This window comes from Streptomyces sp. NPDC002698, from assembly GCF_042888945.1.
Lineage (GTDB): Bacteria > Actinomycetota > Actinomycetes > Streptomycetales > Streptomycetaceae > Streptomyces.
On sequence record NZ_JBIAQM010000001.1, the window covers coordinates 12767 to 38372 of the forward strand.

Sequence of the window (25606 nt, forward strand, 5' to 3'; positions counted from 1 at the left end):
GAACCCTGACCCCGGCCGGCGACCGCCGTCCGGGGTTCTTTGTCCCCGGCGAAGCGCGGCCGCCTCCGCACCACCCCTCCGCACCACCCTTCCGTACCCGCTTCGGTCAATGTGTCCGTACGTGGTGGACGCGACGGACGTGGCGTGGGCCACACTTCCGTGTGAAGTGGAACGGGGCGAACCAGTTGGGGCGTTCTTACGAGTTACGGGACTGCCGTGGTCCTTTTCGGGAATCGGCGACGATGGAGAAGCGTGTGATGACGAACAGTAAGCGGCGCAGGCGTCTTGTGGCGGCGTCCGCACTGCTCGGCGGGGTGCTGGTGCTCTCTGCGTGCAGCGGAGGCGAGGACAAGGCCGGCGCGTCGGACGGCGGCGACTCCACGTCGCAGGCCAAGGTCGACGAGGCGGCGGCCAAGAAGACGTCCGAGGCCCTGATCAAGATCACGCCCAAGGACGGCTCCGACAACGCCTCGATCAACAACGGCACCGCCGTAACGGTCACCAAGGGCTCGCTCACGTCCGTCACGATGAAGACCGCGTCCGGCACCGCCGTCGCCGGTCAGATATCGGCGGACAAGAAGAGCTGGAAGCCCCTCAACCGGCTGGAGCGCGCCACCACGTACAAGATCGCCGCCGAGGCCGCCGACTCCGAGGGCCGCACCGCCCACGAGAACGCGTCGTTCACCACGGTCTCCCCGGCCAACAGCTTCATCGGCAACTTCACGCCCGAGGACGGTTCCACCGTCGGTGTCGGCATGCCGGTCTCGATCAACTTCGACAAGGCGATCACCGACAAGGCCGCGGTGCAGAAGGGGATCACCGTCTCCTCCAGCAGCGGCCAGGAGGTCGTCGGGCACTGGTTCAACGCCAACCGCCTGGACTTCCGCCCCGAGAGCTACTGGACCGGCGGCTCCACCGTCACCCTCAAGCTGGACCTCGACGGGGTCCAGGGCGCGAGCGGTGTCTACGGCGTGCAGCAGAAGACGGTCACCTTCAAGATCGGCCGCAACCAGGTCTCCATCGTCGACGCCAAGACCAAGACGATGCAGGTCACCCAGGACGGCAAGGTCGTCAAGACCATCCCGATCTCCGCGGGCGCCCCGGAGAACACCACGTACCAGGGCCAGATGGTGATCTCCGAGAAGTTCAAGGAGACCCGGATGGACGGCTCGACGGTCGGCTTCAAGGACGAGAAGGGCAAGGGCGAGTACGACATCAAGGACGTGCCGCACGCCATGCGCCTGTCGAACTCCGGCACCTTCATCCACGGCAACTACTGGGGCCCGAAGTCCATCTTCGGCTCCGTCAACACCAGCCACGGCTGCGTGGGTCTGTCGGACACCAAGGGTGCCAACGACGCCAACACGCCCGCCGCGTGGTTCTTCAGCCACTCGCTGATCGGTGACGTCGTGGTCGTCAAGAACACCGGCGACAAGACCATCGCCCCGGACAACGGCCTCAACGGCTGGAACCTGGACTGGGCGGCCTGGAAGGCCGGTTCGGCCGCCTGAGCCGAAGCGCGAGCCCGACGGTCCGCGGAGGCCGAGGCGGGACCTGACGGTCCGCCGAGGCCGGGACGCGAACGAACACCGATGCGGCGGTGGCCCCCACGGGCCGCCGCCGCATCGGCGTTCTCGCGCATCGGCGTTCTCGCGCATCGGCGTTCCCGCACATCGGCGTCTCCCAAAGATTTCCGGGCCCGGCCACAGCCTTCTCATGGTTCTCTTATTTCGGCCTTATTCCTTCATCACGCGCCGTAACTAGCTTGCGGCCATGTTCTTCACCTACCTGAGGCGCGAACTGCGCCGCCGCAGAAAGGCGGCCCTCGTCGTCGCCTCCGGGCTCGCCCTGGGCATAGCACTGGTCATCGTGGTCAGCTCCGTGTCCTCGGGCATGGAGAAGGCGCAGGGCAAGGTCCTCCAGTCGCTGTACGGGCTGGGGACCGACATGACGGTCACCAAGGCCGCCGCCGCCCAGGGCACCGGCGACCGCCCCCGCTTCAACTTCGACGCGAAGGACAGCGATTCCGACAAGGAACAGAGCAGCGACCGCGTCATGGTCCAGGGCTTCCAGACCCTGGCCTCCTCGACCGTCTCCAAGGTCGACGCGCAGAAGGGCGTCGCGGACTCCGTCGGCGGTCTGAGCCTCCAGGTCATCCGCATCAACGGCCAGTTCACCCGCGGCCAGTTCAAGCAGGACCCGAACAGCGGCGGCGGCAGCCGGCAGGGCGGCCCCGGGGCCCAGCAGTCCCCGCAGGGCCGCGTCGAGGGCGGCGGCGCCAACTTCGACGTCAACAACTACTCGGTCTACGGCACCGACGTCACCAAGCCGTCCCTGGGCCCGCTGACCTCGTCGAAGATCACCAGCGGCCGTACGTTCAAGACCTCCGAGACGAACGCCGAGGTCGTCGTCGCGGACAAGTCGTACGCCAAGGAGAAGAAGCTCAAGCTCGGTGGCACCGTCACCATCAAGAGCGTCAAGTACAAGGTCATCGGCATCGCGACCCCGGACAGCGGTGACGCGGCGGCCAACCTCTACATCCCGCTCCAGCAGGCACAGACGCTCAGCGACTCCAAGAACAAGGTCACGACGATCTACGTCAAGGCGTCGGACTCGCAGCAGATCGCCGGCGTCAAGAGCACCATCCAGAAGAACATCTCGGGTACGACGGTCACCACCTCCGCCGACCTCGCGGACACGGTCTCCGGCTCCCTGTCCACCGCCTCCGACCTCGCCTCGAGCGTGGGCAAGTGGCTGTCGATCGCGGTGCTCGTGGCCGCGTTCCTGGTCGCCGGTCTGCTCACCTCCTCCGCCGTGTCCCGCCGGGTGCGCGAGTTCGGCACCCTCAAGGCGCTCGGCTGGAAGTCGAGCCGGGTGACCCGCCAGGTGGTCGGCGAGGCCATCGTCAACGGTCTGGTCGGCGGTGCCCTCGGTATCGCCCTCGGCCTCGCCGGCGCCTACGTCGTCACCGAGATCAGCCCCAACCTCCAGGCACAGCTGGGGAACACGGGCGGCGGCGGCCAGGGCGGCGGTCCCGGCGGCGGCTTCGGCGGCCCGGCGCGGCAGACCGCCTCCAAGGCCCTCGACGTCGCGCTCACCGCTCCCGTCAGCGTCGACACCATCGTCATCGCGGTCGTCCTGGCCGTGGCCGGCGGCCTGATCGCCGGAGCCTTCGGTGGCTGGCGTGCCTCCAGGCTGCGCCCCGCCGACGCCCTGCGCCGCGTCGAATAAGCCCCGCCCCTCACGTACTTACGTATCCCAGGAGTAAGACCATGTACGAACTCAGAGGCGTCACCAAGCGCTATGCGCGGGGCAAGGAAACGATCGACGCGCTCGCGGGGATCGACCTGACGATCGGCGACGGCGACCGGCTCGTCATCCAGGGGCCCACCGGCGGAGGCAAGTCCACCCTGCTCCAGATGCTCGGCGGGCTCGACCGTCCCACCGCGGGCAGCGTCGAACTCGACGGCGTCGACATGGCCAAGCTGTCCGAGGCGAAGCTCACCAAGGTGCGCAGCGAGAACATCGGCTTCGTCTTCCAGAGCTTCAACCTGATCCCCACGCTCACCGCCCAGGAGAACGTCGAGACCGCGCTCGTACCGCTGCGCGTGAAGGCGAAGGAACGGCGCGAGAGGGCCGCGGCGGCCCTGGAGTCCGTGGGGCTCGCCGAGCGGCTCGGGCACTTGCCCGCCGAGCTGTCGGGCGGTCAGCAGCAGCGCGTGGCGATCGCCCGCGCCCTGGTCAAGCAGCCCAAGGTGCTGCTCGCCGACGAGCCCACCGGCAACCTCGACGAGGGCATGCGCGACGAGATCATGGACGTGCTCGAAGCCATGTGGAAGGAGCACGGGCTGACCTTCATCATGGTCACCCACGACTCCGCGATCGCGAAGAAGGCCCCGCGCGTCGCGACGATCCGCAAGGGGAAGATCACCGTCAAGGAGAACGCGGGAGCGTAGGGCAGGTTCTAGCGGCGGCGGACACGGGATCGCGGGGCGGGGCGTGCGTGCTCCGGCCGGCGGCTCCGGCCCGTTCCGCGCGGCGCGGAAGTGAGCCCGCAGCGAAAGGGCCACCGGAAAGAGAGCTTCCGGTGGCCCTTCCGTGTTTGTGTGGGGGCATGACCGTCTCGACAGTCGAATACGTCCGCTACCGGATTCCCGAGGAGCAGTCGGCCGAGTTCCTGGCCGCCTACACCCGCGCCGCCGTCCAGCTCGCCGCGGCCCCGCAGTGCGTCGACTACGAACTCGCACGCTGTGAGGACGACTTCGAGCACTTCATCCTGAGGATCACCTGGACCTCGACCGAGGACCACATCGAGGGCTTCCGCACCTCCGAGCTCTTCCCCGACTTCCTCGCCGAGATCCGCCCCTACATCGGCAGCATCGAGGAGATGCGCCACTACAAGCCGACCTCGGTACGGGGCCAGGGCGCCTCCGTGCCCACGCTCTACGCCTGGGCGGGCGGCGCCGAGGCCTTCGCCCGTCTCACCGAGGCCTTCTACGGCAAGGTCCTCAAGGACGACCTCCTCGCGCCGCTGTTCGCCGGCCTCGCGCCCGAACACGCCGCCCATGTCGCCCTCTGGCTCGGCGAGGTCTTCGGCGGACCGCCCGCCTACTCCGAGACCCAGGGCGGCCACGGCCACATGGTCGCCAAGCACCTGGGCAAGGGCATCACGGAGGTCCAGCGCCGCCGCTGGGTGAACCTGCTCCAGGACGCCGCCGACGACGCGGGACTCCCCGCCGACGCCGAGTTCCGCTCCGCCTTCCTCGCCTACGCCGAGTGGGGCACGAGGCTGGCCGTGTACTTCTCCGGCCCGGACGCGAAGCCGCCGGCGGAGCAACCCGTACCGAGGTGGACGTGGGGCGCGGCGCCGCCGTACATGCCGTGAGCCCGGATCCGTCAGAGGGGTGAGGACGCGCCCGCCCGGGTCGCGTCCGTCCCCCACGACGCCAGCAGCCGCAACGCCTCGGCGGAGCCGGACCCCGGCTCCGCGTGATACGTGACCAGCGCCAGCTCGCTGTCGCCGATCAGCCGGAACGACTCGAACTGCAGAGCGAGGTCGCCCACCAGCGGATGCCGCAGCAGCTTCACCCCGTGGCTCTTCTCCTTCACGTCGTGCGTCGCCCACAGCCGCCGGAAGTCCTCGCTCTTCACGGACAGCTCCCCGACCAGCGCGGCCAGCCGCGGATCGTCCGGATGGCAGCCCGCGTCCATGCGCAGCAGACAGACGATGTCGATCGCCTTCTGCTCCCACTCCACGAAAAGATCCCGGTACTCGGGCCGCAGAAAGACCATCCGCGCCCAGTTCCGCTCCTGTGGCGGCAGCTCCGACCAGTCCCCGAACACGGCCGCGGCCATCCGGTTCCACACGAGCACGTCCGAGCGCCGGCCGGTGATGTACGCGGGGACGCCGTCGATCGTGTCCAGCAGCTGGCGCAGGGAGCCGCGCACCTGCTGCGGCCTGGCCGCCGACCTCTTCTTGTGCTGCTTGGGCTTCGCGAGGTGCGTGAGGTGGTTGTGCTCGGCATCCGTCAGGCGCAGCGCCCGCGCGATGGAGTCCAGCACCTCGGCCGACACATTGCGGCCGTTGCCCTGCTCGAGGCGTGTGTAGTAGGCGACGGACACCCCGGCCAGCTGGGCCAGCTCCTCGCGGCGCAGCCCGGGCACCCGGCGGTGCCGCCCGAAGTCGGGCATCCCGACGTCCTCCGGCTTCAGCCGGGCGCGGCGGCTGCGCAGGAACTCGCTCAGCTCGGCGCGCCGGTCGAGAGCGTGGGCCGCCTCCCCGGCGGGCACTTCGGAGGGCTGTTCATCCATACGTCCAGTATCGACGGTCGTACGCCGCGGAGCCTGACCCCGCCAGTGGTAGGACCAGCGAACGTACGCAGAACCGTGGTCTGGGTGAACCCCGGGGGACCGGGCAGGCTGGACGCCGTGCCCGGCGTGAGACAGCCGGGCACGGACCACCCCCCCTCCCGAGGAGAACCCCGGCATGACCACTGTCGTTGCGTACGCCGCGCCCGCCGCCAAGGCTCCGCTGGAGCGCACCACCATCGAACGCCGTGAGGTCAGGGAGCACGACGTCCTGATCGACATCAAGTTCGCCGGCATCTGCCACTCCGACATCCACCAGGCCCGCGAGGGCTGGGGGAAGGCGACCTTCCCGATGGTGCCCGGCCACGAGATCGCCGGCATCGTCGAGGAGGTCGGCTCCGGTGTCACCAAGTTCAAGGTCGGCGACCGCGTGGGCGTCGGCTGCCTGGTCGACTCCTGCCGTGAGTGCGACAACTGCGCCGCTGGTCTGGAGCAGTACTGCACCGGCGGCGGCGTCGGCACGTACAACTCCGTCGGCAAGGACGGCGAGCCCACCTACGGCGGCTACTCCCAGAAGATCGTCGTCGACGAGAACTACACCCTGCGCATCCCCGACGGCATCTCCCTCGACGTGGCCGCGCCGCTGCTCTGCGCCGGCATCACCACGTACTCCCCGCTCAAGCACTGGAACGCCGGCCCCGGCAAGAAGGTCGCCGTCCTCGGCATGGGCGGTCTCGGCCACATGGGCGTCAAGATCGCGCACGCGCTCGGCGCCGAGGTCACGGTCCTCTCCCAGTCGCTGCGCAAGAAGGACGACGGCCTGAAGCTCGGCGCCGACCACTACCACGCCACCAGCGACCCGGAGACCTTCAAGGCGCTGCGCGGCACGTTCGACCTGATCCTGTCCACCGTCTCCGCCCCGCTGGACCTGGACGCCTACCTCGCGCTGCTGCGCACGGACGGCGCCTTCGTGAACGTGGGCGCCCCCGAGGAGCCGGTCCGCCTCAACCTCTTCTCGGTGATCGGCGGCCGCAAGACCCTCGCGGGTTCCGGCATCGGCGGCATCCAGGAGACCCAGGAGATGCTGGACTTCTGCGCCACGCACGGCTTCGGCGCCGAGATCGAGCTGATCGACGCGTCGGAGATCAACGAGGCGTACGAGCGGGTCCTGGCGAGCGACGTCCGCTACCGCTTCGTGATCGACGCGGCCACGATCGGCTAGTCCCGGCGAACCGGCCACGATCCGCCGGTTCCGGCCGGGCGGTCCGGCCGTCTCGCGAGGCAGGACCCCTGGGCGCCGTTCCGGTCGTACGACCGGAACGGCGCCTTCGTGCTTCTCACCGGAGGTGACCTGCCAGAATGCCCGGTTCCGGCGGCCGCTGTCCCGTGGATGTGCGGGACGGTGATTACTGGATAGAGTCACCCTTTTACACATGGTTGTGGGGACAACCAACGGGGCCTTTCGGGCTGCCGGCATCGGGGGAGGGCCTGCACCACATGAGTCGTCGCTCTACGGGTTTCGTCGGCGTCTGGGCCGAGGTTCAGCGGCAGCAGCAGCGCCAGCGGGAGCTCGACGCGCGACGGCGCCGGCAGGAGGAGCAGCAGGCGCGGGCCCGGCAGCGGCGCGCCGCCACGGAGTACCGCGAGTACCGGCAGGCCGAGGCGCGGCGCCGTACCGAAGAACTGGACGCGCAGGTCGCCTCGTTGCAGGGCCTGCTCGCCGCGGGCTGCCGGGCGCCCGCCTTCCGGGCGGCCGCGCTCCTGCGCCCCGAGGACATCCAGCCCTTCGCCCCGGGGCCGCTGGCCCAGCCGGTGGTCATGCCGGACATCGGCCGGTACCAGGCACAGAGCGGCTGGACCGCGAACCGCCGGGCGCAGGCGCAGGCCGAGGCCCAGGCGCGCTTCGAGCGGGACTGGCACGCGGCCCAGGCCGCCGAGGCGCACCGGCAGCGGCAGCTGGCGTCGTACCAGCGGGAGTACCGGCAGTGGGCCGACGGCCGGCTGGCGGAGGTACGGCGGCACAACGCGGGTGTCGCCGAGGTGGCCGAAGGGGTCCGCCGCAGGGATCCCGACTCCGTGATCGAGTACTTCTCCGCCGCTCTCTACTCGTCCTCGGCCTGGCCGGAGGGCTTTCCGCGCCGGATCGCCGCCGCCTACGACGCGGCGGCCGGGCAGCTCGTCCTCGACTGGGAGCTGCCCGCGTACGACGTCGTCCCCGAGGTGAAGTCCGTCCGGTACCTGTCCGGGGCCGATCAGGACAAGGAGACCGCCCGTCCCGTGACCCAGCGGCGGAGCCTGTACCGCGAGGTCCTCGCGCAGTGCGCGCTGCTCGTGCTGCACGAGCTCTTCGGAGCCGACGAGCAGGGCGCACTCGAATCGGTCGTCCTGAACGGCTTCGTGGACGGACACGACCCCGCCACGGGCCGGCCGGACCACATCGTCCTCGTCACGGTCATGGCGGCCCGCTCCTCGTTCCTCGGACTTCACCTGGCGCAGGTGGACGCGGGCAGCTGTCTGACGGACGGACTGCGCGGGCAGCTCTCGGCCCGCCCGGACCAGCTCACGCCCGTACGGCCGGGCCGGCGGCCGCAGGACGTCGGGAACCGTGTCGTCGCCCACGGCAGCGACGAGGAACCCGACCTGTACGCCATGGACCCGATCGCGTTCGAGGAGCTCGTGGCCGAGCTCTTCCGGGCCATGGGGATGCAGGCGGTGACGACGCAGCGCTCGAACGACGGCGGCGTGGACGTCGACGCGCTGGACCCGGCGCCGATCCGGGGCGGCAAGATCGTCGTCCAGGTGAAGCGGTACCGGAACACCGTGCCGCCCACCGCCGTACGCGATCTGTACGGGACGGTGCAGGACGCGGGCGCCAACAAGGGCGTGCTCGTGACGACGTCGGGGTTCGGCCCCGGCTCGCACACCTTCGCCGACGGCAAACCGCTGGAGCTGATCGCGGGCCCCGAACTCGTGGACCTGCTGCATCGCCATGGGCTGCGGGGGAGGCTGGGCGACGCGGGCCGCTCGCGGGCGGAACCGGCCTCCCGGCCGTCACCGCGACCGTCCCGGTCCTCAGGGAGGCCCTCGCAGCCGTCGTCGCAGCCGTCACGGCCGGATCGGGGGCCCGGGCGGCAGGGGCCCGGACAGCCGGATCCGGGGCCCCGGCTGCCCGACGACCACAACATCCTGGGCATGGGATGGACCGGAAGCGTCGCCCTGGACGTCTGCGCGCTCGTCTGCCGGGGCGGCCGTGTCCTCGGCGACGATCACTTCGTCTTCTACAACAACCCGCGGACACCGGATGGTTCGGTGTGCGCGCTGCCCGCGTCGCCGCCCGACAAGGCCGCGATCGGCGTCTCCTTCGACGCGCTGCCCGCGGAGGCCGACCGGGTCGTCCTCGTGGCCGCCGTCGACCCCGAGGCCGCCCCGGACACCGACCTCTCAGGTTTCACGGACGCCTGCGTCCGGCTGCTCGGCCAGGACCTCGCCGAACTGGACCGGCTCGACGTCTCCGACGGCCGGCCGGGCGAGACCGCCCTGGTGCTCGGTTCCTTCCGCCGCCGGAACGACGGGAACTGGAAGTTCGTCCTCGGAGGCAAGGGCTATCCGGGCGGTCTCGAGGAACTCGTACGGGACTTCGGCATCGCGGTGGAGTAGGACCGCCCGTCGGCGGTCGCGGGGGCGAGTCTCAGGGGTTGACCACCGCGCCGGCGTAGACGTTGTCCGGGGTGACGATCTCCGTGACGGCCCTGGCGACCAGGGTGGACGGCTCCTGGCCCTGGTGGGTGATGTCCGTGTTGATCATGACGACGAGGGTGGCCTTCCTCGTGGGCAGATGGACGGTCACGGTCTCGTATCCCGGAAGGGAGCCGTTGTGCCCGATCCATCCACCGGCGTCGAAGACGCCGAGGCCGTACGACGTTCCCGGGAAGCCGGTCGGCAGTGTCCTGAGGCGCTGTGCCTGGGTCGCGGGGCTGAGCAGCGTGCCGGTGGCGACGACCTCGGCCCAGTGGCGCAGGTCCTGGAGGTTGGAGATCATCGCCCCGGCGGCCCAGGCCCAACTGGGGTTCCAGTTCGTGGAGTTCGCGACCTCGCCGCTCAGCGTCTGGTCGGTGTAGCCCTGCGGGTGGGGCTTGGGGAACTCGTTCCCCTTCGGGAACAGCGTGTGCCGCAGACGGGCCGGGCGCAGGACCCGCCGCTCGATGACGTCGCGCAGCTGGTGACCGGTGACCTTCTCGACGACCAGGCCCAGCAGGACGAGGTTCGTGTTGGAGTACTCGAACCGCGCGCCCGGAGCGAAGGTGTTCGGGTGCTTGAAGCCGTACGCGAGCAGCTCCCGCGGGGTGAAGGCGCGCTGCGGGTCGCTCAGCAGGTCGTGATCGAAGTCCGCGTCGGAGGTGTACGGGAACAGTCCGCTGCGCATCTCGGCGAGCTGGCGCAGCGTGATCCGGCGGCCGTTCGGCACGCCGGGGACGTAGCGGGAGACGGGGTCGTCCAGCCGGACCCGGTGCCGGTCGACGAGTTCGAGCAGCGCGGTGACGGTGAAGGTCTTGGTCTCGCTGCCGATCCGGACGTAGGAGTCGGCGGACATCGGCTCGCGGGTGGCCTTGTTCGCGACACCGGTCGCGCGGACGTAGTTCCCCTTGCCGGGCATCCACAGCCCGACGACGACGCCGGGAATACCGGCCTGCCGGCGGACGTCCGCGATGGCCTTGTCCAGCCGGGCGCTCAGCGCGGGGCTGAGACTGTCGCGTGCGCCGTCGTCCTTGCCGTATCCGTCCGTGTCCGTCGTGCGGACGCCGGTCGTGCGGACATCCGCCGCGTGGACGGCCGCGGCCCGCGCCGCTGTCATCGGGGCCAGCACGGACGCCGCGAGCAGCGCCGCGGCGAACGAACTGCGGTAGGGGGTACGTCGCATGGGAGGGAGCCTCTTCCGGATCAGATCCAGCTCACGGGAACAGACGGCAACACCACCATCCGCACCCCCGGCAGGAGCCCCGGTCCGATGAGCGTTCCGGCAAGTCCACTCGTTCGGCGCCACAGAGGCTCGGGGTGCGGGGCCTGGGGCACGGAGAACCGGGGCCGGGGGCACGGAGAACCGGGGCCTGGGGCACGGAGACGAGCGATACGGCCCGCAACCCTTCGGCTCACCCGCGTGTCTGGCTGTACGGCGTGGACGACCGGGACAGGCGTGGTCACGGAGCGCGGAGCGGGACGAGCGGAACGGGACGAGGGGAACGGGATGAGGGGACGGACGAACCGTCGGGACCGGCTCCGGGAGGGGGCGTCGGTACGGCGTCCGCTGCTCGTGATCGCCGGTCTGTTCGCCGTGGGCACGCTCGTGACCTGGCTCGCGGTGACGCATCTCGCGTACGCCACGGGTGCGGCGGGCACGTCCGGTCACCTCGGCGTCCAGTCCTGCTCGTGGAGCCGTACCGGAGGCCACCGGTATCCGCACTGCCACGGCGTCTTCCGTTCCGACGACGGGACCGTGGTGGACCCCGACGCCACGATCGACAGCGACCTGCCGGTCGGCAGCACGGTCGCGTTGCGGCGGACGGCCGGCGACACCTATGAACAGATCGGAGCGGACGCCACGTTCGGCTGGCTGGCGCTCTCCTTGTCCGGCCTGGTGGTGCTGGTCCTGGGGGCCATGGCCGTACGCGCCCGGGCGGGTGCGCGGGGCAGCTCCCGGGCGCTGTCGGTACTGCTCGGCGTGCTGGTCGCCGCGATGCTGACCAGCGCGTTCATCGGCGGGGTGGCGGGGATCGCCGAGTCGTTCTGACTCCGGCCCTCCGGAACGCGCTCGCAGGCGTGATCACCGCACCGCGAACGTCGCGTTCGGCATGTTCAGGGTCGTGCCCCCGTGCCGGCGCCCCGACTCACCGTGTCGAGAGACCGACGGCCATGTGAGCCCGGCAGCCCGGAAGCGGCCTGCGGACGCGGCTCGACGATCCCGTCGAGCCGCGCTCACCAGTCTTCCGCGTCACCGCTCTCCTGGGTTTCGAGAAGTTCGTCACCGTGCTCGGTCATCCAGCGTCCGAGCGCCGTCAACGGGCCTTCGACCAGGCTCTGTCCCAAGCCGGTCAGGGCGTAATCGACACGGGGCGGCGCCTCGGCACGCGCGTGGCGCTCGATCAGTCCGCTCGCGAGCAGACGGCGCAGGGAGTCGGTCAGGACCTTGTCGCTGATGCCGCCGATCGCGGCGCGCAGCTCGCGGCGTCGGCGCGGACCCACGCGAAGTGCCGTCAGTACAACGGGATCCCAGGTGTGAGCGAAGAGATCGGTGGCCGCGCGCAAACGGCAGTCGGCGACCAACTCGTAGCAGTGCGCATCGTCATTCGTCATCTCGCCGCCCATCCTCGCGCGTCGGTCGCGCACCGATCGGTGCGCAATGCCTTCTCTACCGTGACCACCGGACCGAACACCCTTCGGAGAGGCGGAGACGATGCGTATCGGGATCCTGGGAACCGGGACACTGGCGGCGGCCCTGGGCGAGGGCTGGGCGCGTGCGGGACATGAGGTGGTGATCGGCGGACGGTCACGGATCAAGGCGGAGAAGCTTGCCGAGCGGCTGGGCCACGGAGTGCTCGCAGTCGCGCCGCGTGAGGCGGTCGCAGGGCGCGACGCGGTACTGCTCGCCGTGTCCTGGGACGGCGTCGAGGACATGATGGGATCGGTGAGCGCGTCCGACGGCGCGCTCGGGGGGACACCGTTGATCGATCCCACGAACGCTGTCACGCATGGCGTCGGCACTCTGCTCACCGGACACCGCGAGTCGATGGCGGGGCGGATCGCCCGGCTTGCTCCAGGGGCCCGGGTCGTGAAGGCGTTCCATCTCTTTCCCGCCGACCGGTGGACGAGCCCGCCCGGGGGCGGCCGGTCCCGTGTGACGGTGGCGATGTGCGGTGACGACGCGACGGCGCTGGACGTCGTCGGCGAACTGGTCCGTGACGTCGGCGGGATCCCGGCGACACTGGGGACGCTGGAGCGCGCCCGCCAGCTGGAGGAGGTGGCGGGTTTCGTCATCGGCCTGGCCTTCGCGGGCTTCGACCCCAACTCCGCCGTCCCTCAAGTCCCCTCGGTCGACAGGCACGCCGGCTCACAGGGGTAGCCGGCCCTCTCGCCCGCCCGGGGCCGCACCCGGACGCGGACCTGATTCGCCCGTACGTCGCCCGGCAACGGGATCCGCCGGCTTTCCTGACAGGGTGGACCAGGCCGTCACCGCTCCGGGCAGCCGACCGGCGAAGCGTCGAACGTCGAGACGACCGGGAGCCGTTGAAGGCTCCGTCGCGTGTCTTGGCGTTCTCGTGGAAGGAGACCGACCGGATGGAGTTCGTATTCTCCGGCCGAGTGATCGAATGGCGCGGACCGTCGCCGTACTACTTCGTGCGTGTACCGGACGAGGAGTCCGCCGACATCCGTGAGGTGGCCGCGATGGCCACCTACGGCTGGGGCGTGATCCCGGTCGAGGCCCGGATCGGAGAGGTCGCCTTCGAGACGTCGCTCTTCCCCAAGGACGGCGGCTACTTGCTGCCGCTCAAGGTGGCCGTGCGCAAGCCGAGCGGCCTCTCGGCAGGGGACGACGTGACGGTGAGGATGACGGTCCGGCTCCAGGAACCCGGGCCCCGCCAGGTCCGCGGTCACGGCACCGCTTGTTCCGCGAGGAAGGCGAGCCCGGGCGCGAGGAGTCGGTGATGTCGGTCCAAGCCCGACGAGGAGTGCGGGTCAGGGATGGCGGAAGCCTCGGTCCGGGTCGCGGGCGCGGTCGTCGTCGAACGGGCTGAACCAGTCCAGCGGCGCCGGGTCGACCGTGCCCATGACCTGGTCGATGTCGCTGTCCTCGATTCCGTCGATTCCGTCGATTCCGTCGAGGACATCGTCGAGCATCGAAACGCCACGGCCCGCGAACAACAGGTCGAAGCATGCGTACCAGTCGAAGTCGCGGGCCTCGGCCGGCAGCCCCTCCACGGCCTGGGCGAGCAGCCCGGGCCGGTTTCGATGGATGTTCTGGGCCCGGCGGATGCCCAGGTCCAGGGCCATCACCTCGCCCCTGCACAGCGGCACCACCTCGCCGTCGGCGAGGTCGGCGGCCAGGTCGTCGAAAACGCGCGCCATCTGCCGCCGCCAGCCGCTCTCCTGCCGCAGTATCACCAGCGGAAGGGAACCGAAGAGACCGCCCGCGCCTCGCGGCAGCGCTTCGTCACCCAGCGCGGCGATCTCCTGCCACGCCTCCTGCGACAACTGCTCCACGGCCAGGCGGAGCAGGCCTGCCGTGCGCGGGGTGAGGGCCTGGTACTCCTGGTTCTCGAACCAGTCCTCCTCGTCCAGGTCATCGCGGTCGACACCGCCGTGCCGGGCACGGTCGACCAGATGATCCCGTACCCGGATAGCGGCGCTTGTGAGAGCGCCCGTCGAGGTGTCCAGGACCAGCAGCCCGTCGGTGAACCCGACGGCGGTCAGCAACGTCCCCGCCTGCTCCAGCAGCCGCGCGCCGACACTGCCGGGTGCGCCGGCGCGGGGGAAGACCACGGCGAAGGAGCTGTCGGTCAGCCGGTCGATGACGGCGGTGACCACCCCGGCGACCGTCAAGGCGTCGTCCCACGGCGGCACCATCTCGCACCGGTCGAAAATCAGCATGTGCTCGGGCCGTTTGACCAGCTCGGTGAAGGCAGCGGTGAACGACCCGTCCGGATCCAGCAGTTGCTGCGCCACCTCGGCGAGGAAGGCCCCTTCGTCGATGAGGCGCTCGCGCAGGCGGATGGCCGTCCACCACAGACCCCGGGTGGCCTGCAGGCTGCCCACCGGCTCGCCGTCGGCGGTGATGCGCACCCGCCAGATCTGCACACCCGCCAGCGTCGGGTCCATCAGCCGGCCGCCGTGGTGGAACTCCAGCGCCAGCCGTTCCGGGTCCGCCGGCGCCCGGCCGGCAGCGGCCGTGGCGGCGTGGTCGGTCATCGGAGTCCTCCTCGGACAGCGCCATGGAAGAGATCGGTGGCGGGCGTGGCCGGGTCATCCTAAGGACGTGCGGGCGGTCACGGAGGCGATATCCGATCACCGCTTGGGCATCTGGCTCTCCAGTCGGGCCCAAGTCCATCAGCCTGCGGGAGATCAGCCCTGGATCTGTCGGACGGGCGGCACGGGCCAATACCCTGAGCCCCGTCCGCACCATCTGGGAGAGGCATGACAAGTAGGTTCACGGAGTTGGTCGTTGACTGTCACGATCCGGAGAGGCTCGCGGCGTTCTGGTGCGAGGTCCTGGACTTCGAGGTGATCGACCGGAGCGAGGGCAAGGTGGAGATCGGCTCCTGGGTGCCGACCGTCGAGGGCGTTCGGGCCCGCCAGATGCCGCCCACCCTGCTGTTCATCCAGGTGCCCGAGGGCAAGACCGTGAAGAACCGGCTTCACCTCGACGTCAGCCCGATCGACGGCAGCACCGAGGACGAGGTGACCAGATTGCTCGGCCTCGGCGCCACGAAGGCGGATGCGGGCCAGGGTCCGGACCGGAACTGGGTGGTCATGGCGGACCCGGAGGGCAACGAGTTCGATGTCCTCCGCACGCTGGCACCGCAGGACTAGGGTCTGCCGTTCGGATCAGGTGGTGCCGAGGCGCGGTGCCTTGTCGGCCGGGCCGCGCCCGTCAGTGCCCGTGAGCGTCGGTGAGCGCCCGGCGGGCGGGTGAGTTCCCGGGGCACGCTCACCGCCGCGCGGCGCCGTCAGTGCGACAGCGTCGCCGGGCTGCCGCCGTTCGCCTCGTAGCCCGCCACCGCCAGCGCGCGGTATATCGCGTAGTCCGAGGCCGGGTCGGGGCTCAGGGTCCAGGGCAGGGCGCCGACGTGGCCGTCCACGCGCACCAGCTGGTCCATCGCCTCGGACCAGCGCTCGCCGCGGACCAGGAAGCAGATCAGCAGATGGCGGACGTGGGCGAGCATCGGGTCGTCGGGGCGGGCCGCGTGGACCGCGTACAGCGCGCCGTGGACGGCCTTGGTCACGACCTCGCTCTGGTAGAAGCTGCGGACCAGGTTCACCTCGGGAAGGTGCTCGAAGACCGCGAAGAGCGGCATCGCCGCGAGGAGGGAGCCCTGCGGCGCGCGTGCCGCCGCGGCCTCGGCGAACGCGTACGCCGTCTCCCGCGAGCCGTGCCACTTCTCGCACCAGTAGTGCAGGGCCGCCAGATGCGCGCCCATGTGGGAGGGCGAGCGGTCCAGGATCTTCAGCCAGAGCTTCTCGAACTCCGGCTGGGAGTAGCCGAGTCCACGGGCCACCGACAGCTCGATGATGTACGGGATCGGGTCACCGGGGGACAGCAGCGCCGCGTCGCCGCAAGCGGACCGCGCCTCCTCCATGATGATCCGGAAGTCGTCGGACCCGGGCGTCGACGTCCGCCAGGCCTGCTGCACCAGGAACTCGGCGTGCACCGCGGCGCCGCCCGCGTCCTTGGGGGCCTCGGCACGCCACACGCGCAGCCACTGGCCGCCCGGTGTCTCGCCGACCCCGCCGGGGCGCTGCTGGAGCTCCAGGGACGCGGCGCCCGCGAAGGCCTGCACCCGCTGCCAGCGGGTCTCGCCCTCGGTCTCCGTGCCGGCCAGGAGCTGCGAGGCCGCGCGGTAGTCCTGGGTCCGCTGCACCACGTCCAGGACGTCCAGCAGATCCGCGTCCGGGCCGGGCATGCGGATGTCCAGCTCCTCCTGGCGCAGGAAGCCGTAGTTCGCCGGGTCCGCGGCGTCCGGGTCACCGGGTGTGACCAGTCGTATACCGGAGCGCCTGCGCCGGAACACCGGCAGCAGGACCACGCTGAACATGGCCAGCGCCATCAGGACCCAGAGAATCTGCATGCCTCCAGCGAACCAGACGGGTCCGACAATTGGCCAACCCGGTCCGTCACGCCGTGCGCGAAGCCCTCCGCGCCGCCGGGCGCACGCGTGAAGGCCCTCCGCGCCGCCGGGCGTACGCCGTCATGAACTCCTGGAGAGCACTAGGCTCGGGACTCATGAGCGACAGGCACATCAGTCAGCATTTCGAGACGCTCGCGATCCACGCGGGCAACACCGCCGACCCCCTCACCGGAGCGGTCGTCCCGCCGATCTACCAGGTCTCGACCTACAAGCAGGACGGCGTCGGCGGCCTGCGCGGCGGTTACGAGTACAGCCGCAGCGCCAACCCCACCAGGACCGCACTGGAGGAGAACCTCGCAGCCCTGGAGGGCGGCCGCCGCGGCCTCGCGTTCGCGTCGGGCCTGGCGGCCGAGGACTGCCTGCTGCGTACGCTGCTCAGCCCCGGTGACCACGTGGTGATCCCCAACGACGCGTACGGCGGCACCTTCCGGCTCTTCGCCAAGGTCGTCTCCCGGTGGGGCGTGGAGTGGTCGGTGGCCGACACCAGCGACCTCGAGTCCGTACGGGCCGCCCTCACCCCGAAGACCAAGGCGATCTGGGTCGAGACCCCCTCCAACCCGCTCCTCGGCATCACGGACATCGCCGCGGTCGCGCAGATCGCGCGCGAGGCGGGTGCCCGGCTCGTCGTCGACAACACCTTCGCGACCCCCTACCTCCAGCAGCCGCTCGCGCTCGGCGCGGACGTCGTCGTGCACTCCCTGACCAAGTACATGGGCGGCCACTCGGACGTCGTGGGCGGAGCCCTGATCACCGGCGACCAGGAACTCGGCGAGGAACTGGCGTACCACCAGAACGCGATGGGCGCGGTCGCCGGGCCCTTCGACTCCTGGCTGGTGCTGCGCGGCACCAAGACGCTCTCCGTGCGCATGGACCGGCACAGCGAGAACGCGGGCCGCGTCGCCGAGATGCTCACGCGTCACGCGCGCGTGACGCGTGTCCTGTACCCGGGCCTCCCGGAGCACCCCGGTCACGAGATCGCCGCCAAGCAGATGCGGGCCTTCGGCGGCATGGTCTCCTTCCAGGTCGAGGGCGGCGAGGAGGCGGCCGTCGAGGTCTGCAACCGCGCCAAGGTGTTCACGCTCGGTGAGTCGCTGGGCGGGGTGGAGTCCCTGATCGAGCACCCGGGACGCATGACGCACGCCTCGGTCGCCGGTTCCGCGCTGGAGGTGCCCGCCGACCTCGTCCGTATCTCCGTGGGCATCGAGAACATCGACGACCTGCTTCAGGACCTCCAGCAGGCCCTGGGCTGAGCCGGAGGGTCCGGGCCGCCACTCCGGTCCCGGGCCCGCCACCGTCGCCCGCGGCCGGACCACCGGCCCGCGGGCGACGGTGTCCGGTCGCCGGCCCGTCAGCGGTGGTGGCCCGCGGTCACCAGCCCGTCAGCGGTGGAGTCGTCTCCGAAGGCGGCTCCACCCACGGACGGGCCGTCACCGCCCAGACGGCGAAGACGACGGCCGCGCAGAACAGCGCCAGCCACAGCAGCCGCCGCATCGCCTTCCCGCGGCGCTGCATGCGCCTTCCGCGGCGTACGGCCTCGTCGTACAGGCCGGACGGCACCAAGGGCGCGGGCGCCCGCTCCAGCAGCTGCCGTACGGCCGCCTCGCGCTCCGGCAGATTCATGACGGCGCCACCTCCACCCGGGCCGGCGCCGGGTCGCGGGGCGGGTGCAGCAGGGTCGCCACGGCGCGGGCGCAGACCGCCCGTACCCGTTCCGCGGGGACCCCGAGCAGCGCCGCCGCCTGCTCCTCGGCGATCCCCTCGTACAGCCTGACGACGAGGACCAGCCGTTCCTGCGGCGTGAGCCCGGCCAGGACGTGGTCCGGGGAGGCACGCCGGCGCCGCAGGCTCCCGTACCGGTGCCAGGCGGTGCGCTGGAAGCGGGCGATCAGCTGCCGACGGGCGCTGTCGTAGGGATCCCCGCCGTGCGGGCGGTCCCAGGAGGCGTACGTATGGGCGAGGGCCAGGGTCAGCAGCCGCCGCGCGCGCGGGTTGGCGTTCACGGGCTCCGCGGTGAGCAGCGTGGCGGTGTGCAGCAGCCGTCCTGAGGCGCCCGCCACGAACGTCTCGAACTCCCGGGTACGGCGGACGCCCTGGGAGGCACGCCTTTCTCGCACCACGCCTCCCGCCCGAGGACGACCCCCTGAGGGCGACCTCTGAGAAAGGGCCCGCGGCCGCGTGCGACCCGGCGCACCCCGTACGACGAGGACCCGGTCTCATATGAGGGCAGGTGGTGCCTTCCGGTCAAGAGTTCGGCGCACACGCGCGCGTGCGTGCGGGGCGGCGGAGACCCGGGGGCCCCGGGCACGGACCGCGGCCCGCTCCCGGGGCGCGGTTCAGGAGGCCTGCTCGGACTCCGGCGCCGGCATGCCCTGGGCGGCCTGGCGGGCGGAGAGCGCGCCGTTGAAGCGGGTGAGGAGCGCGCAGAACACCTCACGCTCCTCCGGTGCCCATTCGTGTGTCAGCTCGGCCATCAACTGACGCCGGGACGCGCGTACTTCGTCGAGCCGGGACTGGCCGCGCGGGGAGAGCTGGAGCACCACGGCGCGTCCGTCCTCGGGGTGCGAGGTGCGCTTGACGAGCCCGGTGTCGACCAGCGGGGCGACCTGCCGGGTGACCGTCGAGGAGTCGATCCCCATGCTCGCCGCGAGCGCCTTGACGCCCATCGGGCCTTCCTTGTCGAGGCGGTTGAGCAGCAGGTAGGCGGCCCGGTCCATGGAGTTGCGCACCTGCCCCACCCCGCCTAGCCGGGTCTGTTCCGCACGGCGCGCGAAGACGGCGACCTCGTGCTGAAGGGCTTCGAGAAGACCGGTGTCACCGACGGTCGTCATGTCCATCGACATCTCTGGTGTAGTGGGCATGGCCGGGGGCTCAATTCATGCGTGGGGAGCTGGGTTGGGGGACAGGTTACGCGGCCGGGGCGCGGGCCGTACCGGCGCTGCGCAAACCGAGTCTCGGAGCGTGGTCACCACGGGAGTGCGCCCGCGTGAACTGCGAGACTGGTGGTCATGAGCTACAGCGCGGCTGACTCCTTTCCCAGTGTGACTCTCGACGACGTGCGCGGCGCGCAGAAGATGCTCACGGGTGTGGCGCGGGTGACCGCGATGGAGGGCAGCAGGTATCTGACCCAGCTGGTGGGCGCACCGGTGCAGTTCAAGTGCGAGAACCTCCAGCGGACGGGCTCGTTCAAACTGCGCGGCGCGTACGTGCGGATCGCTGGCCTGCTTCCGGAGGAGCGCGCCGCGGGCGTCGTCGCGGCGAGCGCGGGCAACCACGCGCAGGGCGTCGCGCTCGCCTCCTCGCTGCTCGGCGTGCGGTCCACCGTGTTCATGCCGAACGGCGCCCCGCTGCCCAAGGTCGCGGCCACCCGCGACTACGGCGCCGAGGTGAGGCTGCACGGTCAGGTGGTCGACGAGACCCTGGCCGCCGCGCAGGAGTACGCGCGGCGGACGGGCGCGGTGTTCATCCACCCCTTCGACCACCCCGACATCATCGCGGGGCAGGGCACGGTCGGCCTGGAGATCCTGGAGCAGTGCCCGGAGGTGCGCACGATCGTCCTGGGGATCGGCGGCGGCGGGCTCGCGGCGGGCGTGGCCGTCGCGGTGAAGTCGCTGCGCCCGGACGTACGGATCATCGGGGTGCAGGCGGAGGGCGCGGCGGCGTACCCGCTCTCGCTCGCGGCCGGGCGGCCGCTGTCGGTCGAGAACCCGGCGACGATGGCCGACGGGATCAAGGTCGGCCGCCCCGGCGACGTACCGTTCCGCCTGGTCGAGGAGCTGGTCGACGAGGTCCGTACGGTCTCCGAGAACGACCTGTCCAGCGCGCTGCTGCTGTGCCTGGAGCGCGCCAAGCTGGTCGTCGAACCGGCCGGCGCGAGCTCCGTGGCGGCCCTGCTGAGCGATCCCGGCGCCTTCGAGGGCCCGGTCGTGGCGCTGCTGTCGGGCGGGAACGTGGATCCGCTGCTGATGCAGCGCATCCTGCGGCACGGCATGGCGGCGGGCGGCCGCTACCTGGCGGTCACGCTGCGGCTCACCGACCGGCCCGGTGCCCTGGCGACGCTTCTCGGGGTGTTGTCAGTGGCGGACGCTAACGTCCTCGACGTGAGCCACGTACGGACCGATCCACGGCTCGGGCTCACGGAGGTGGAGGTCGAGCTGCACCTGGAGACCAAGGGGCACGATCACTGCGCCGAGGTGAACGCGGCGCTGCGCGAGGCGGGATACACGGTCATCGACTGAGGTCGCGGCCGCCCGTGGGGCCAGGCCGTCCCACTCGGGAAAATCCATTGAGTGACGCGATACATCGCGTTACGGTGGGTCCGCGGATCGGCGCCGACGGGCCGGGCCGATGACTTTGTCGTCCCGTACGAGTCCCCAGTACGCGCACATCCGAAAGTACGCGCACATCCGAAAATCCCCAACGACGTGGAGACCACTCATGCCAGGCGCCATCTACGCCGAAGGCCTGGTGAAGACCTTCGGTGACGTAAGGGCTCTGGACGGCGTCGACCTCGATGTCCCGGAAGGCACCGTGCTCGGCCTGCTCGGGCCGAACGGCGCGGGCAAGACGACCGCGGTCCGCTGTCTGACGACCCTCCTGCGCCCCGACAGCGGCAAGGCCGTCGTCGCGGGCGTCGACGTGCTCAAGGACCCCGACGCGGTACGGCGCAAGGTCGGCCTCTCCGGGCAGTTCGCGGCGGTCGACGAATACCTGACCGGCCGCGAGAACCTCCAGATGGTCGGCCGGCTCTACCAGATGCGGGCGAAGGCCGCGAAGGTCCGCGCGGACGAGCTCCTGGAGCAGTTCAACCTCGCCGACGCCGCCGACCGCACCGCCAAGACGTACTCGGGCGGCATGCGGCGCCGTCTCGACCTGGCGGCGGCCCTGGTCGTGTCGCCCCCGGTGATGTTCATGGACGAGCCCACGACCGGCCTCGACCCGCGCAACCGCCAGCAGCTCTGGGACGTCATCAAGCAGCTCGTCTCCGTCGGTACGACGCTGCTGCTGACCACCCAGTACCTCGAAGAGGCCGACCACCTCGCCCACGACATCTGCGTCGTCGACCACGGCCGCGTCATCGCCCGCGGCACGGCCGACGAGCTCAAGGCGCGGACCGGCGGCGAGCGCGTCGAGGTCGTCGTGCACGAGCGCGAGCACATAGCGACCGCCTCCGAGGTGCTGCGCGGCTTCGGCAAGGGCGAGGCGACGGTCGAGGAGCACACCCGCAAGCTCACCGTGCCCGTCACCGGCGGCGCGAAGCTCCTCGCGGAGGTGATCCGCGAGCTGGACGGCCGGGGCATAGAGATCGACGACATAGGCCTGCGCCGCCCCACCCTGGACGACGTCTTCCTCTCGCTCACCGGCCATGTCGCCGAGGAGAAGGCCGAGGAGAACGGCGGTTCCGGGGACGGCCGGGGCGGCAGGGGCAAGGACGCCCGGAGCGACAAGAGCAGGAAAGAGGCCGCGAAGTGAGCGCCGTCAGCGACGCCGTGCGGATCACGGCACCCTCGAACCCGGTCTACCAGTCCATCCGGGACTCCCTGGTCATCGCCAAGCGGAACCTGATCAGAATGTCCAGGATCCCCGAGATGGTCATCTTCGGACTGATCCAGCCGATCATGTTCGTGGTGCTGTTCACCTACGTCTTCGGCGGGTCCATGAAGATCGGCGGCAGCACCAGCGCCACCGACTACACCAACTTCCTGATGGCCGGCATCTTCGCCCAGACCGTCACCTTCGCGACCGCGGGCGCCGGAGCGGGCATCGCCGACGACATGCACAAGGGCCTCATCGACCGCTTCCGGTCGCTGCCCATGGCGCGGGGCGCGGTGCTCACCGGCCGCACCCTGGCCGACCTCGTGCAGACCGCGCTGACCCTGCTGGTCCTCGCGGTGGTCGCCGTGATGGTCGGCTGGCGGGTCGGCTCGAACGGCAGCACCGACGCGTTCCGCGTCCTCGGGGCCTTCGGGCTGCTGCTCCTGCTCGGGTACGCGTTCACCTGGATCGGCGCGCTCATCGGCCTGTCCGTGCGGACGCCCGAGGCGGCCACCTCCGGCGGGCTGATCTGGCTCTTCCCGGTCACGTTCATCTCGAACGCGTTCGTGGACACCAGCAACATGACCCCCTGGCTGCGGCATGTCGCGGACTGGAACCCGTTCAGCGCCACCGTGCAGGCTTGCCGGGTGCTGTTCGCCAACCCGGGCGTGTCGACGTCCGACGCCTGGCCCATGCAGCACCCCGTCTGGGCCTCGGTGATCTACTCGGTCCTGATCGTGGTGGTCTTCCGGACGCTCGCGGTCCGCAAGTACCGCTCGGCGACGGCGTGAGGTACCGCTCGAAGACGGTGTGACGCCGACGCCGCCCTCGACGCGGATATGACGATGCCCCCGGCGTGCTGCCGGGGGCATCGTCGTCGCCGGTCTCGGGCTCAGCCCCGGTGCGGTTCGGCCTTGAGGATCTTCACCGAGGCGAGCTTGCCGTTCGGCAGCTCGTACTGGGCGTCCTCGCCGACCTTCTTGCCGTTCACTCCGGCGCCCAGCGGCGACTGCGGAGAGTACGTCTCCATGTCGGAGCTCGCGTACTCGCGGGAACCGAGCAGGAAGTCCAGGGTGTCGTCCTCGTCGCCGTCGAAGGCGATGGTCACGATCATGCCGGGCGCGACCACGCCGTCCGCCGCGGGAGCCTCGCCGACCTTGGCGTTCTCCAGGAGCTGGGTCAGCTGGCGCACACGGAGCTCCTGCTTGCCCTGCTCTTCCTTGGCCGCGTGGTACCCGCCGTTCTCGCGCAGGTCGCCCTCCTCGCGCGCGGCCGCGATCTTGGCGGCGATCTCCGTGCGCGCAGGACCAGACAGGTACTCCAGCTCGGCCCTGAGCTGGTTGTACGCCTCCTGGGTCAGCCAGGTGACGTTCTCGCTGGTCTGGGTCACAGGTGCTCCTCGTAGGTACTGGGAATACAAAGCATCGCCCTACCCAGAAGGATGTTCTCTCACGGGTGGGCGAAACCACGAGCCTAACAATTCAGCGGCTCTGAGGGGAGGACATAAGACATCAGAATTGCATCAACGCAGGTCAGCCGCATCCCGGCCGTAGGGTCAGGCCCTGGTCGCCCAGAGTGACGCCGGCCTGGGCCGATGCCGTCGGGCCCCGGCCGGCGGTGCCGCTCAGCCCGAGTGGCAGCCGAGGAGTTCCGCCGTGGTGCCCCGCGCCGTCGTACGCAGGGTGACCACCTTGTCGAGGCGGGAGGAGTCCTGCTCGAAGCGGAAATCGGCGCGGCCCACCTCGAGGCCGTCGGCGTCCTGCGACCGCAACGTGCAGTAGCCCTTCGTACCGGCGTCCTTGTGCACCTCCAGGTGCACCTCGACCGCGCTGTCCGAGACCGCCTTGAAGGTGATCACCTGCGCGCTGATCTCGGACCCGGCGATGTAGTCGTAGCCGAACCAGCCGACCACACCGATCAGGGCGACTCCCAGGACACCGCCGATGACCCTGAGCTTCCGGTCGGCCCGCTCGTCCGCGGAGCGGCCGTACCGGCCCTCGGGCAACGTGCTCGCCGTACTCATGATCGTCCTCTCGGCCGGGTTCCAGAGCCGGACCCCGGAATTAATCGCCCCCCGATTCCGTCACTATAGAAGCCGCCCGCAGCGCGGAATCACGCCGGGCGCCGACAGCCGACCGACTCAGGCGACAGCCGACCGACCGAGGATTGAGTCTTGACTGACCAGCTGCGACTGATGGCCGTGCACGCCCACCCCGACGACGAGTCGAGCAAGGGTGCGGCCACCATGGCGAAGTACGTGTCCGAGGGGGTGGACGTGCTGGTCGTGACCTGCACGGGCGGGGAGCGCGGCTCCATCCTCAATCCCAAGCTTCAGGGCGACAAGTACATCGAGGAGAACATCCACGAGGTACGCAAGAAGGAGATGGACGAGGCCCGCGAGATCCTCGGCGTCAAGCAGGAGTGGCTCGGCTTCGTCGACTCCGGTCTGCCCGAGGGCGACCCGCTGCCGCCGCTGCCCGAGGGCTGCTTCGCCCTGGAGGACGTCGACAAGGCGGCCGGCGAGCTGGTCAAGCAGATCCGCTCGTTCCGCCCGCAGGTGATCACCACGTACGACGAGAACGGTGGCTACCCGCACCCCGACCACATCATGACCCACAAGATCTCGATGGTGGCCTTCGAGGGCGCGACGGACACCGAGAAGTACCCGGAGTCCGAGTTCGGGCCGGCGTTCCAGCCGCGGAAGCTGTACTACAACCAGGGCTTCAACCGGCCGCGCACCGAGGCCCTGCACCACGCGCTCCTGGACCGCGGGATGGAGTCGCCCTACGGGGACTGGCTGAAGCGCTGGAGCGAGTTCGAGCGCACCGAGCGCACGCTGACCACGCACGTTCCGTGCGCGGACTTCTTCGAGATCCGTGACAAGGCGCTGATCGCGCACGCCACGCAGATCGACCCGGACGGCGGCTGGTTCAAGGTCCCCATGGACATCCAGCGGGAGGTCTGGCCGACCGAGGAGTACGAGCTCGCGAAGTCCCTCGTGGACACATCCCTCCCCGAGGACGACCTCTTTGCGGGCATCCGCGACAATGCCTGACATGAGCGCAAGCCTGGCACTGACGCACCTCGTCCCCCTCGCCAAGGAGGTCGACGAGAACAAGGTCACCCCCGGCGTCCTCGGCTTCATCGTCTTCGCGGTGATGGCCCTGGCCGTCTGGGGCCTGATGAAGTCCATGAACCGTCACATGGGCAAGGTCTCCTTCGAGCAGGACCCCGAGAACGAGGCGGCGTCCGCCGACGGCTCCGGCACCGGCGGGAAGACCGCTCCCGCGAAGGGCTGAGCGATGACCGGCACCCCGGTGTGAGGCCCTCAGGGCACACGCCGGGCTCCGGCGCGCGCCCGGAACCCGGCC

General features: G+C 70.6%; 25 protein-coding genes and 1 pseudogene. 16 read left to right on the top strand and 10 right to left on the bottom strand.

Features of this window, described 5'->3' with window-relative positions; all coding sequences use genetic code 11:
- Positions 1-242: 242 nt before the first annotated feature.
- From ACFYW9_RS00060 to ACFYW9_RS00075, 4 genes are all read left to right on the top strand, one after another.
- Entirely contained in the window at positions 243-1511 is a 1269-nt protein-coding gene (locus ACFYW9_RS00060; protein ID WP_389142578.1) for an Ig-like domain-containing protein, read from the top strand.
- 262 nt (positions 1512-1773) lie between these two features.
- Complete coding sequence (locus ACFYW9_RS00065) at positions 1774-3231, top strand: ABC transporter permease (RefSeq protein ID WP_389142581.1); 1458 nt, start codon at positions 1774-1776, stop codon at positions 3229-3231.
- Between the two features lie 41 nt (positions 3232-3272).
- Complete coding sequence (locus ACFYW9_RS00070; protein WP_326785843.1) at positions 3273-3956, top strand: ABC transporter ATP-binding protein; 684 nt, start codon at positions 3273-3275, stop codon at positions 3954-3956.
- A gap of 158 nt (positions 3957-4114) precedes the next feature.
- Positions 4115-4885 carry an antibiotic biosynthesis monooxygenase gene (locus ACFYW9_RS00075; RefSeq protein ID WP_351875853.1) on the top strand — a complete coding sequence of 257 codons (771 nt, stop codon included), beginning with the start codon at positions 4115-4117 and terminating at the stop codon, positions 4883-4885.
- Between the two features lie 11 nt (positions 4886-4896).
- Here the strand turns inward: ACFYW9_RS00075 and ACFYW9_RS00080 are convergent, their stop codons facing one another.
- Complete coding sequence (locus ACFYW9_RS00080) at positions 4897-5811, bottom strand: helix-turn-helix transcriptional regulator (RefSeq protein ID WP_351875856.1); 915 nt, start codon at positions 5809-5811, stop codon at positions 4897-4899.
- A gap of 175 nt (positions 5812-5986) precedes the next feature.
- Here ACFYW9_RS00080 and ACFYW9_RS00085 point away from each other — a divergent pair, with 175 nt between their 5' ends.
- Together ACFYW9_RS00085 and ACFYW9_RS00090 are read left to right on the top strand one after the other, a co-directional pair.
- On the top strand, positions 5987-7030 hold the full coding sequence (locus ACFYW9_RS00085) for an NAD(P)-dependent alcohol dehydrogenase (RefSeq protein ID WP_389142587.1): 1044 nt from the start codon (positions 5987-5989) through the stop codon (positions 7028-7030).
- 275 nt (positions 7031-7305) lie between these two features.
- Positions 7306-9465 (top strand): restriction endonuclease, encoded by a 2160-nt coding sequence (locus ACFYW9_RS00090; RefSeq protein WP_389142590.1) that lies wholly within the window; start codon positions 7306-7308, stop codon positions 9463-9465.
- A gap of 31 nt (positions 9466-9496) precedes the next feature.
- On the opposite strand, the gene ACFYW9_RS00095 is transcribed toward ACFYW9_RS00090, so the two are convergent.
- Entirely contained in the window at positions 9497-10726 is a 1230-nt protein-coding gene (locus tag ACFYW9_RS00095) for a serine hydrolase domain-containing protein (RefSeq protein ID WP_389142593.1), read from the bottom strand.
- Positions 10727-11050: 324 nt separating this feature from the next.
- Here ACFYW9_RS00095 and ACFYW9_RS00100 point away from each other — a divergent pair, with 324 nt between their 5' ends.
- Entirely contained in the window at positions 11051-11593 is a 543-nt protein-coding gene (locus ACFYW9_RS00100; protein WP_389142596.1) for a hypothetical protein, read from the top strand.
- A gap of 185 nt (positions 11594-11778) precedes the next feature.
- Here the strand turns inward: ACFYW9_RS00100 and ACFYW9_RS00105 are convergent, their stop codons facing one another.
- The gene (locus tag ACFYW9_RS00105) at positions 11779-12156 is read right to left on the bottom strand and encodes a helix-turn-helix domain-containing protein (protein ID WP_351858825.1); all 378 of its coding nucleotides are present in this window, start codon (positions 12154-12156) and stop codon (positions 11779-11781) included.
- Positions 12157-12256: 100 nt separating this feature from the next.
- Between ACFYW9_RS00105 and ACFYW9_RS00110 the strand changes: the two genes are divergently transcribed.
- On the top strand, positions 12257-12922 hold the full coding sequence (locus ACFYW9_RS00110; protein WP_351858828.1) for an NAD(P)-binding domain-containing protein: 666 nt from the start codon (positions 12257-12259) through the stop codon (positions 12920-12922).
- A gap of 215 nt (positions 12923-13137) precedes the next feature.
- Positions 13138-13422 (top strand): annotated as a pseudogene (locus ACFYW9_RS00115) (DUF1905 domain-containing protein); the annotation flags it as partial.
- Positions 13423-13536: 114 nt separating this feature from the next.
- Here the strand turns inward: ACFYW9_RS00115 and ACFYW9_RS00120 are convergent.
- Positions 13537-14766, bottom strand: coding sequence for a hypothetical protein (locus ACFYW9_RS00120; protein ID WP_389142601.1), 1230 nt, complete (start codon positions 14764-14766; stop codon positions 13537-13539).
- A 225-nt stretch (positions 14767-14991) separates the two neighbouring features.
- Between ACFYW9_RS00120 and ACFYW9_RS00125 the strand changes: the two genes are divergently transcribed.
- Positions 14992-15387, top strand: coding sequence for a VOC family protein (locus tag ACFYW9_RS00125; RefSeq protein WP_389142604.1), 396 nt, complete (start codon positions 14992-14994; stop codon positions 15385-15387).
- Between the two features lie 137 nt (positions 15388-15524).
- Here ACFYW9_RS00125 and ACFYW9_RS00130 read toward each other — a convergent pair whose 3' ends face one another.
- Entirely contained in the window at positions 15525-16643 is a 1119-nt protein-coding gene (locus ACFYW9_RS00130) for a hypothetical protein (RefSeq protein ID WP_389142607.1), read from the bottom strand.
- Between the two features lie 155 nt (positions 16644-16798).
- Here ACFYW9_RS00130 and ACFYW9_RS00135 point away from each other — a divergent pair, with 155 nt between their 5' ends.
- Positions 16799-17953: a cystathionine gamma-synthase gene (locus ACFYW9_RS00135; RefSeq protein ID WP_389142610.1), complete on the top strand. Its 1155-nt coding sequence runs from the start codon at positions 16799-16801 to the stop codon at positions 17951-17953.
- Positions 17954-18071: 118 nt separating this feature from the next.
- On the opposite strand, the gene ACFYW9_RS00140 is transcribed toward ACFYW9_RS00135, so the two are convergent.
- From ACFYW9_RS00140 to ACFYW9_RS00150, 3 genes are all read right to left on the bottom strand, one after another.
- Complete coding sequence (locus ACFYW9_RS00140) at positions 18072-18323, bottom strand: hypothetical protein (protein WP_389142613.1); 252 nt, start codon at positions 18321-18323, stop codon at positions 18072-18074.
- Positions 18320-18817 carry a sigma factor-like helix-turn-helix DNA-binding protein gene (locus tag ACFYW9_RS00145; RefSeq protein WP_389142616.1) on the bottom strand — a complete coding sequence of 166 codons (498 nt, stop codon included), beginning with the start codon at positions 18815-18817 and terminating at the stop codon, positions 18320-18322. Before ACFYW9_RS00145 ends, ACFYW9_RS00140 begins: the two co-directional genes overlap by 4 nt.
- 219 nt (positions 18818-19036) lie before the next feature.
- A complete protein-coding gene (locus tag ACFYW9_RS00150; RefSeq protein WP_389143532.1) occupies positions 19037-19543 on the bottom strand; it encodes a MarR family winged helix-turn-helix transcriptional regulator in 507 nt (168 codons plus the stop codon).
- Between the two features lie 165 nt (positions 19544-19708).
- Between ACFYW9_RS00150 and ilvA the strand changes: the two genes are divergently transcribed.
- From ilvA to ACFYW9_RS00165, 3 genes are all read left to right on the top strand, one after another.
- A complete protein-coding gene (ilvA, locus tag ACFYW9_RS00155) occupies positions 19709-20938 on the top strand; it encodes a threonine ammonia-lyase (RefSeq protein ID WP_389142619.1) in 1230 nt (409 codons plus the stop codon).
- 199 nt (positions 20939-21137) lie between these two features.
- Positions 21138-22172 carry an ATP-binding cassette domain-containing protein gene (locus ACFYW9_RS00160; protein WP_389142622.1) on the top strand — a complete coding sequence of 345 codons (1035 nt, stop codon included), beginning with the start codon at positions 21138-21140 and terminating at the stop codon, positions 22170-22172.
- Positions 22169-23026 carry an ABC transporter permease gene (locus ACFYW9_RS00165; protein WP_351858851.1) on the top strand — a complete coding sequence of 286 codons (858 nt, stop codon included), beginning with the start codon at positions 22169-22171 and terminating at the stop codon, positions 23024-23026. The genes ACFYW9_RS00160 and ACFYW9_RS00165 overlap by 4 nt, the downstream gene beginning before the upstream one ends.
- Positions 23027-23127: 101 nt before the next feature.
- Here the strand turns inward: ACFYW9_RS00165 and greA are convergent, their stop codons facing one another.
- Entirely contained in the window at positions 23128-23625 is a 498-nt protein-coding gene (greA, locus tag ACFYW9_RS00170; RefSeq protein WP_326785819.1) for a transcription elongation factor GreA, read from the bottom strand.
- A 234-nt stretch (positions 23626-23859) separates the two neighbouring features.
- The gene (locus tag ACFYW9_RS00175) at positions 23860-24258 is read right to left on the bottom strand and encodes a DUF4307 domain-containing protein (protein WP_351858854.1); all 399 of its coding nucleotides are present in this window, start codon (positions 24256-24258) and stop codon (positions 23860-23862) included.
- Between the two features lie 171 nt (positions 24259-24429).
- Here ACFYW9_RS00175 and mca point away from each other — a divergent pair, with 171 nt between their 5' ends.
- Together mca and ACFYW9_RS00185 are read left to right on the top strand one after the other, a co-directional pair.
- Entirely contained in the window at positions 24430-25290 is an 861-nt protein-coding gene (gene mca, locus ACFYW9_RS00180) for a mycothiol conjugate amidase Mca (RefSeq protein WP_351859600.1), read from the top strand.
- Positions 25283-25534, top strand: a complete 252-nt coding sequence (locus ACFYW9_RS00185; RefSeq protein WP_351858856.1) for a hypothetical protein — start codon at positions 25283-25285, stop codon at positions 25532-25534. The genes mca and ACFYW9_RS00185 overlap by 8 nt, the downstream gene beginning before the upstream one ends.
- Positions 25535-25606: the final 72 nt, after the last annotated feature.

What these genes read in the sequence shown, in the direction of transcription:
- ACFYW9_RS00085 (WP_389142587.1), top strand. Translation starts at nt 5,987, where the DNA reads ATGACCACTGTCGTTGCGTACGCCGCGCCCGCCGCCAAGGCTCCGCTG.
- mca (WP_351859600.1), top strand. Translation starts at nt 24,430, where the DNA reads ATGGCCGTGCACGCCCACCCCGACGACGAGTCGAGCAAGGGTGCGGCC.
- ACFYW9_RS00130 (WP_389142607.1), bottom strand. Translation starts at nt 16,643, where the DNA reads ATGCAGATTCTCTGGGTCCTGATGGCGCTGGCCATGTTCAGCGTGGTC.
- ACFYW9_RS00105 (WP_351858825.1), bottom strand. Translation starts at nt 12,156, where the DNA reads ATGACGAATGACGATGCGCACTGCTACGAGTTGGTCGCCGACTGCCGT.
- ACFYW9_RS00110 (WP_351858828.1), top strand. Translation starts at nt 12,257, where the DNA reads ATGCGTATCGGGATCCTGGGAACCGGGACACTGGCGGCGGCCCTGGGC.
- ACFYW9_RS00065 (WP_389142581.1), top strand. Translation starts at nt 1,774, where the DNA reads ATGTTCTTCACCTACCTGAGGCGCGAACTGCGCCGCCGCAGAAAGGCG.
- ACFYW9_RS00160 (WP_389142622.1), top strand. Translation starts at nt 21,138, where the DNA reads ATGCCAGGCGCCATCTACGCCGAAGGCCTGGTGAAGACCTTCGGTGAC.
- ACFYW9_RS00175 (WP_351858854.1), bottom strand. Translation starts at nt 24,258, where the DNA reads ATGAGTACGGCGAGCACGTTGCCCGAGGGCCGGTACGGCCGCTCCGCG.
- ACFYW9_RS00150 (WP_389143532.1), bottom strand. Translation starts at nt 19,543, where the DNA reads ATGTCGATGGACATGACGACCGTCGGTGACACCGGTCTTCTCGAAGCC.
- ACFYW9_RS00070 (WP_326785843.1), top strand. Translation starts at nt 3,273, where the DNA reads ATGTACGAACTCAGAGGCGTCACCAAGCGCTATGCGCGGGGCAAGGAA.
- ACFYW9_RS00060 (WP_389142578.1), top strand. Translation starts at nt 243, where the DNA reads ATGGAGAAGCGTGTGATGACGAACAGTAAGCGGCGCAGGCGTCTTGTG.
- ACFYW9_RS00135 (WP_389142610.1), top strand. Translation starts at nt 16,799, where the DNA reads ATGAGCGACAGGCACATCAGTCAGCATTTCGAGACGCTCGCGATCCAC.
- ilvA (WP_389142619.1), top strand. Translation starts at nt 19,709, where the DNA reads ATGAGCTACAGCGCGGCTGACTCCTTTCCCAGTGTGACTCTCGACGAC.
- ACFYW9_RS00095 (WP_389142593.1), bottom strand. Translation starts at nt 10,726, where the DNA reads ATGCGACGTACCCCCTACCGCAGTTCGTTCGCCGCGGCGCTGCTCGCG.
- ACFYW9_RS00120 (WP_389142601.1), bottom strand. Translation starts at nt 14,766, where the DNA reads ATGACCGACCACGCCGCCACGGCCGCTGCCGGCCGGGCGCCGGCGGAC.
- ACFYW9_RS00185 (WP_351858856.1), top strand. Translation starts at nt 25,283, where the DNA reads ATGCCTGACATGAGCGCAAGCCTGGCACTGACGCACCTCGTCCCCCTC.
- ACFYW9_RS00090 (WP_389142590.1), top strand. Translation starts at nt 7,306, where the DNA reads ATGAGTCGTCGCTCTACGGGTTTCGTCGGCGTCTGGGCCGAGGTTCAG.
- ACFYW9_RS00125 (WP_389142604.1), top strand. Translation starts at nt 14,992, where the DNA reads ATGACAAGTAGGTTCACGGAGTTGGTCGTTGACTGTCACGATCCGGAG.
- ACFYW9_RS00140 (WP_389142613.1), bottom strand. Translation starts at nt 18,323, where the DNA reads ATGAATCTGCCGGAGCGCGAGGCGGCCGTACGGCAGCTGCTGGAGCGG.
- ACFYW9_RS00075 (WP_351875853.1), top strand. Translation starts at nt 4,115, where the DNA reads ATGACCGTCTCGACAGTCGAATACGTCCGCTACCGGATTCCCGAGGAG.
- ACFYW9_RS00080 (WP_351875856.1), bottom strand. Translation starts at nt 5,811, where the DNA reads ATGGATGAACAGCCCTCCGAAGTGCCCGCCGGGGAGGCGGCCCACGCT.
- ACFYW9_RS00100 (WP_389142596.1), top strand. Translation starts at nt 11,051, where the DNA reads ATGAGGGGACGGACGAACCGTCGGGACCGGCTCCGGGAGGGGGCGTCG.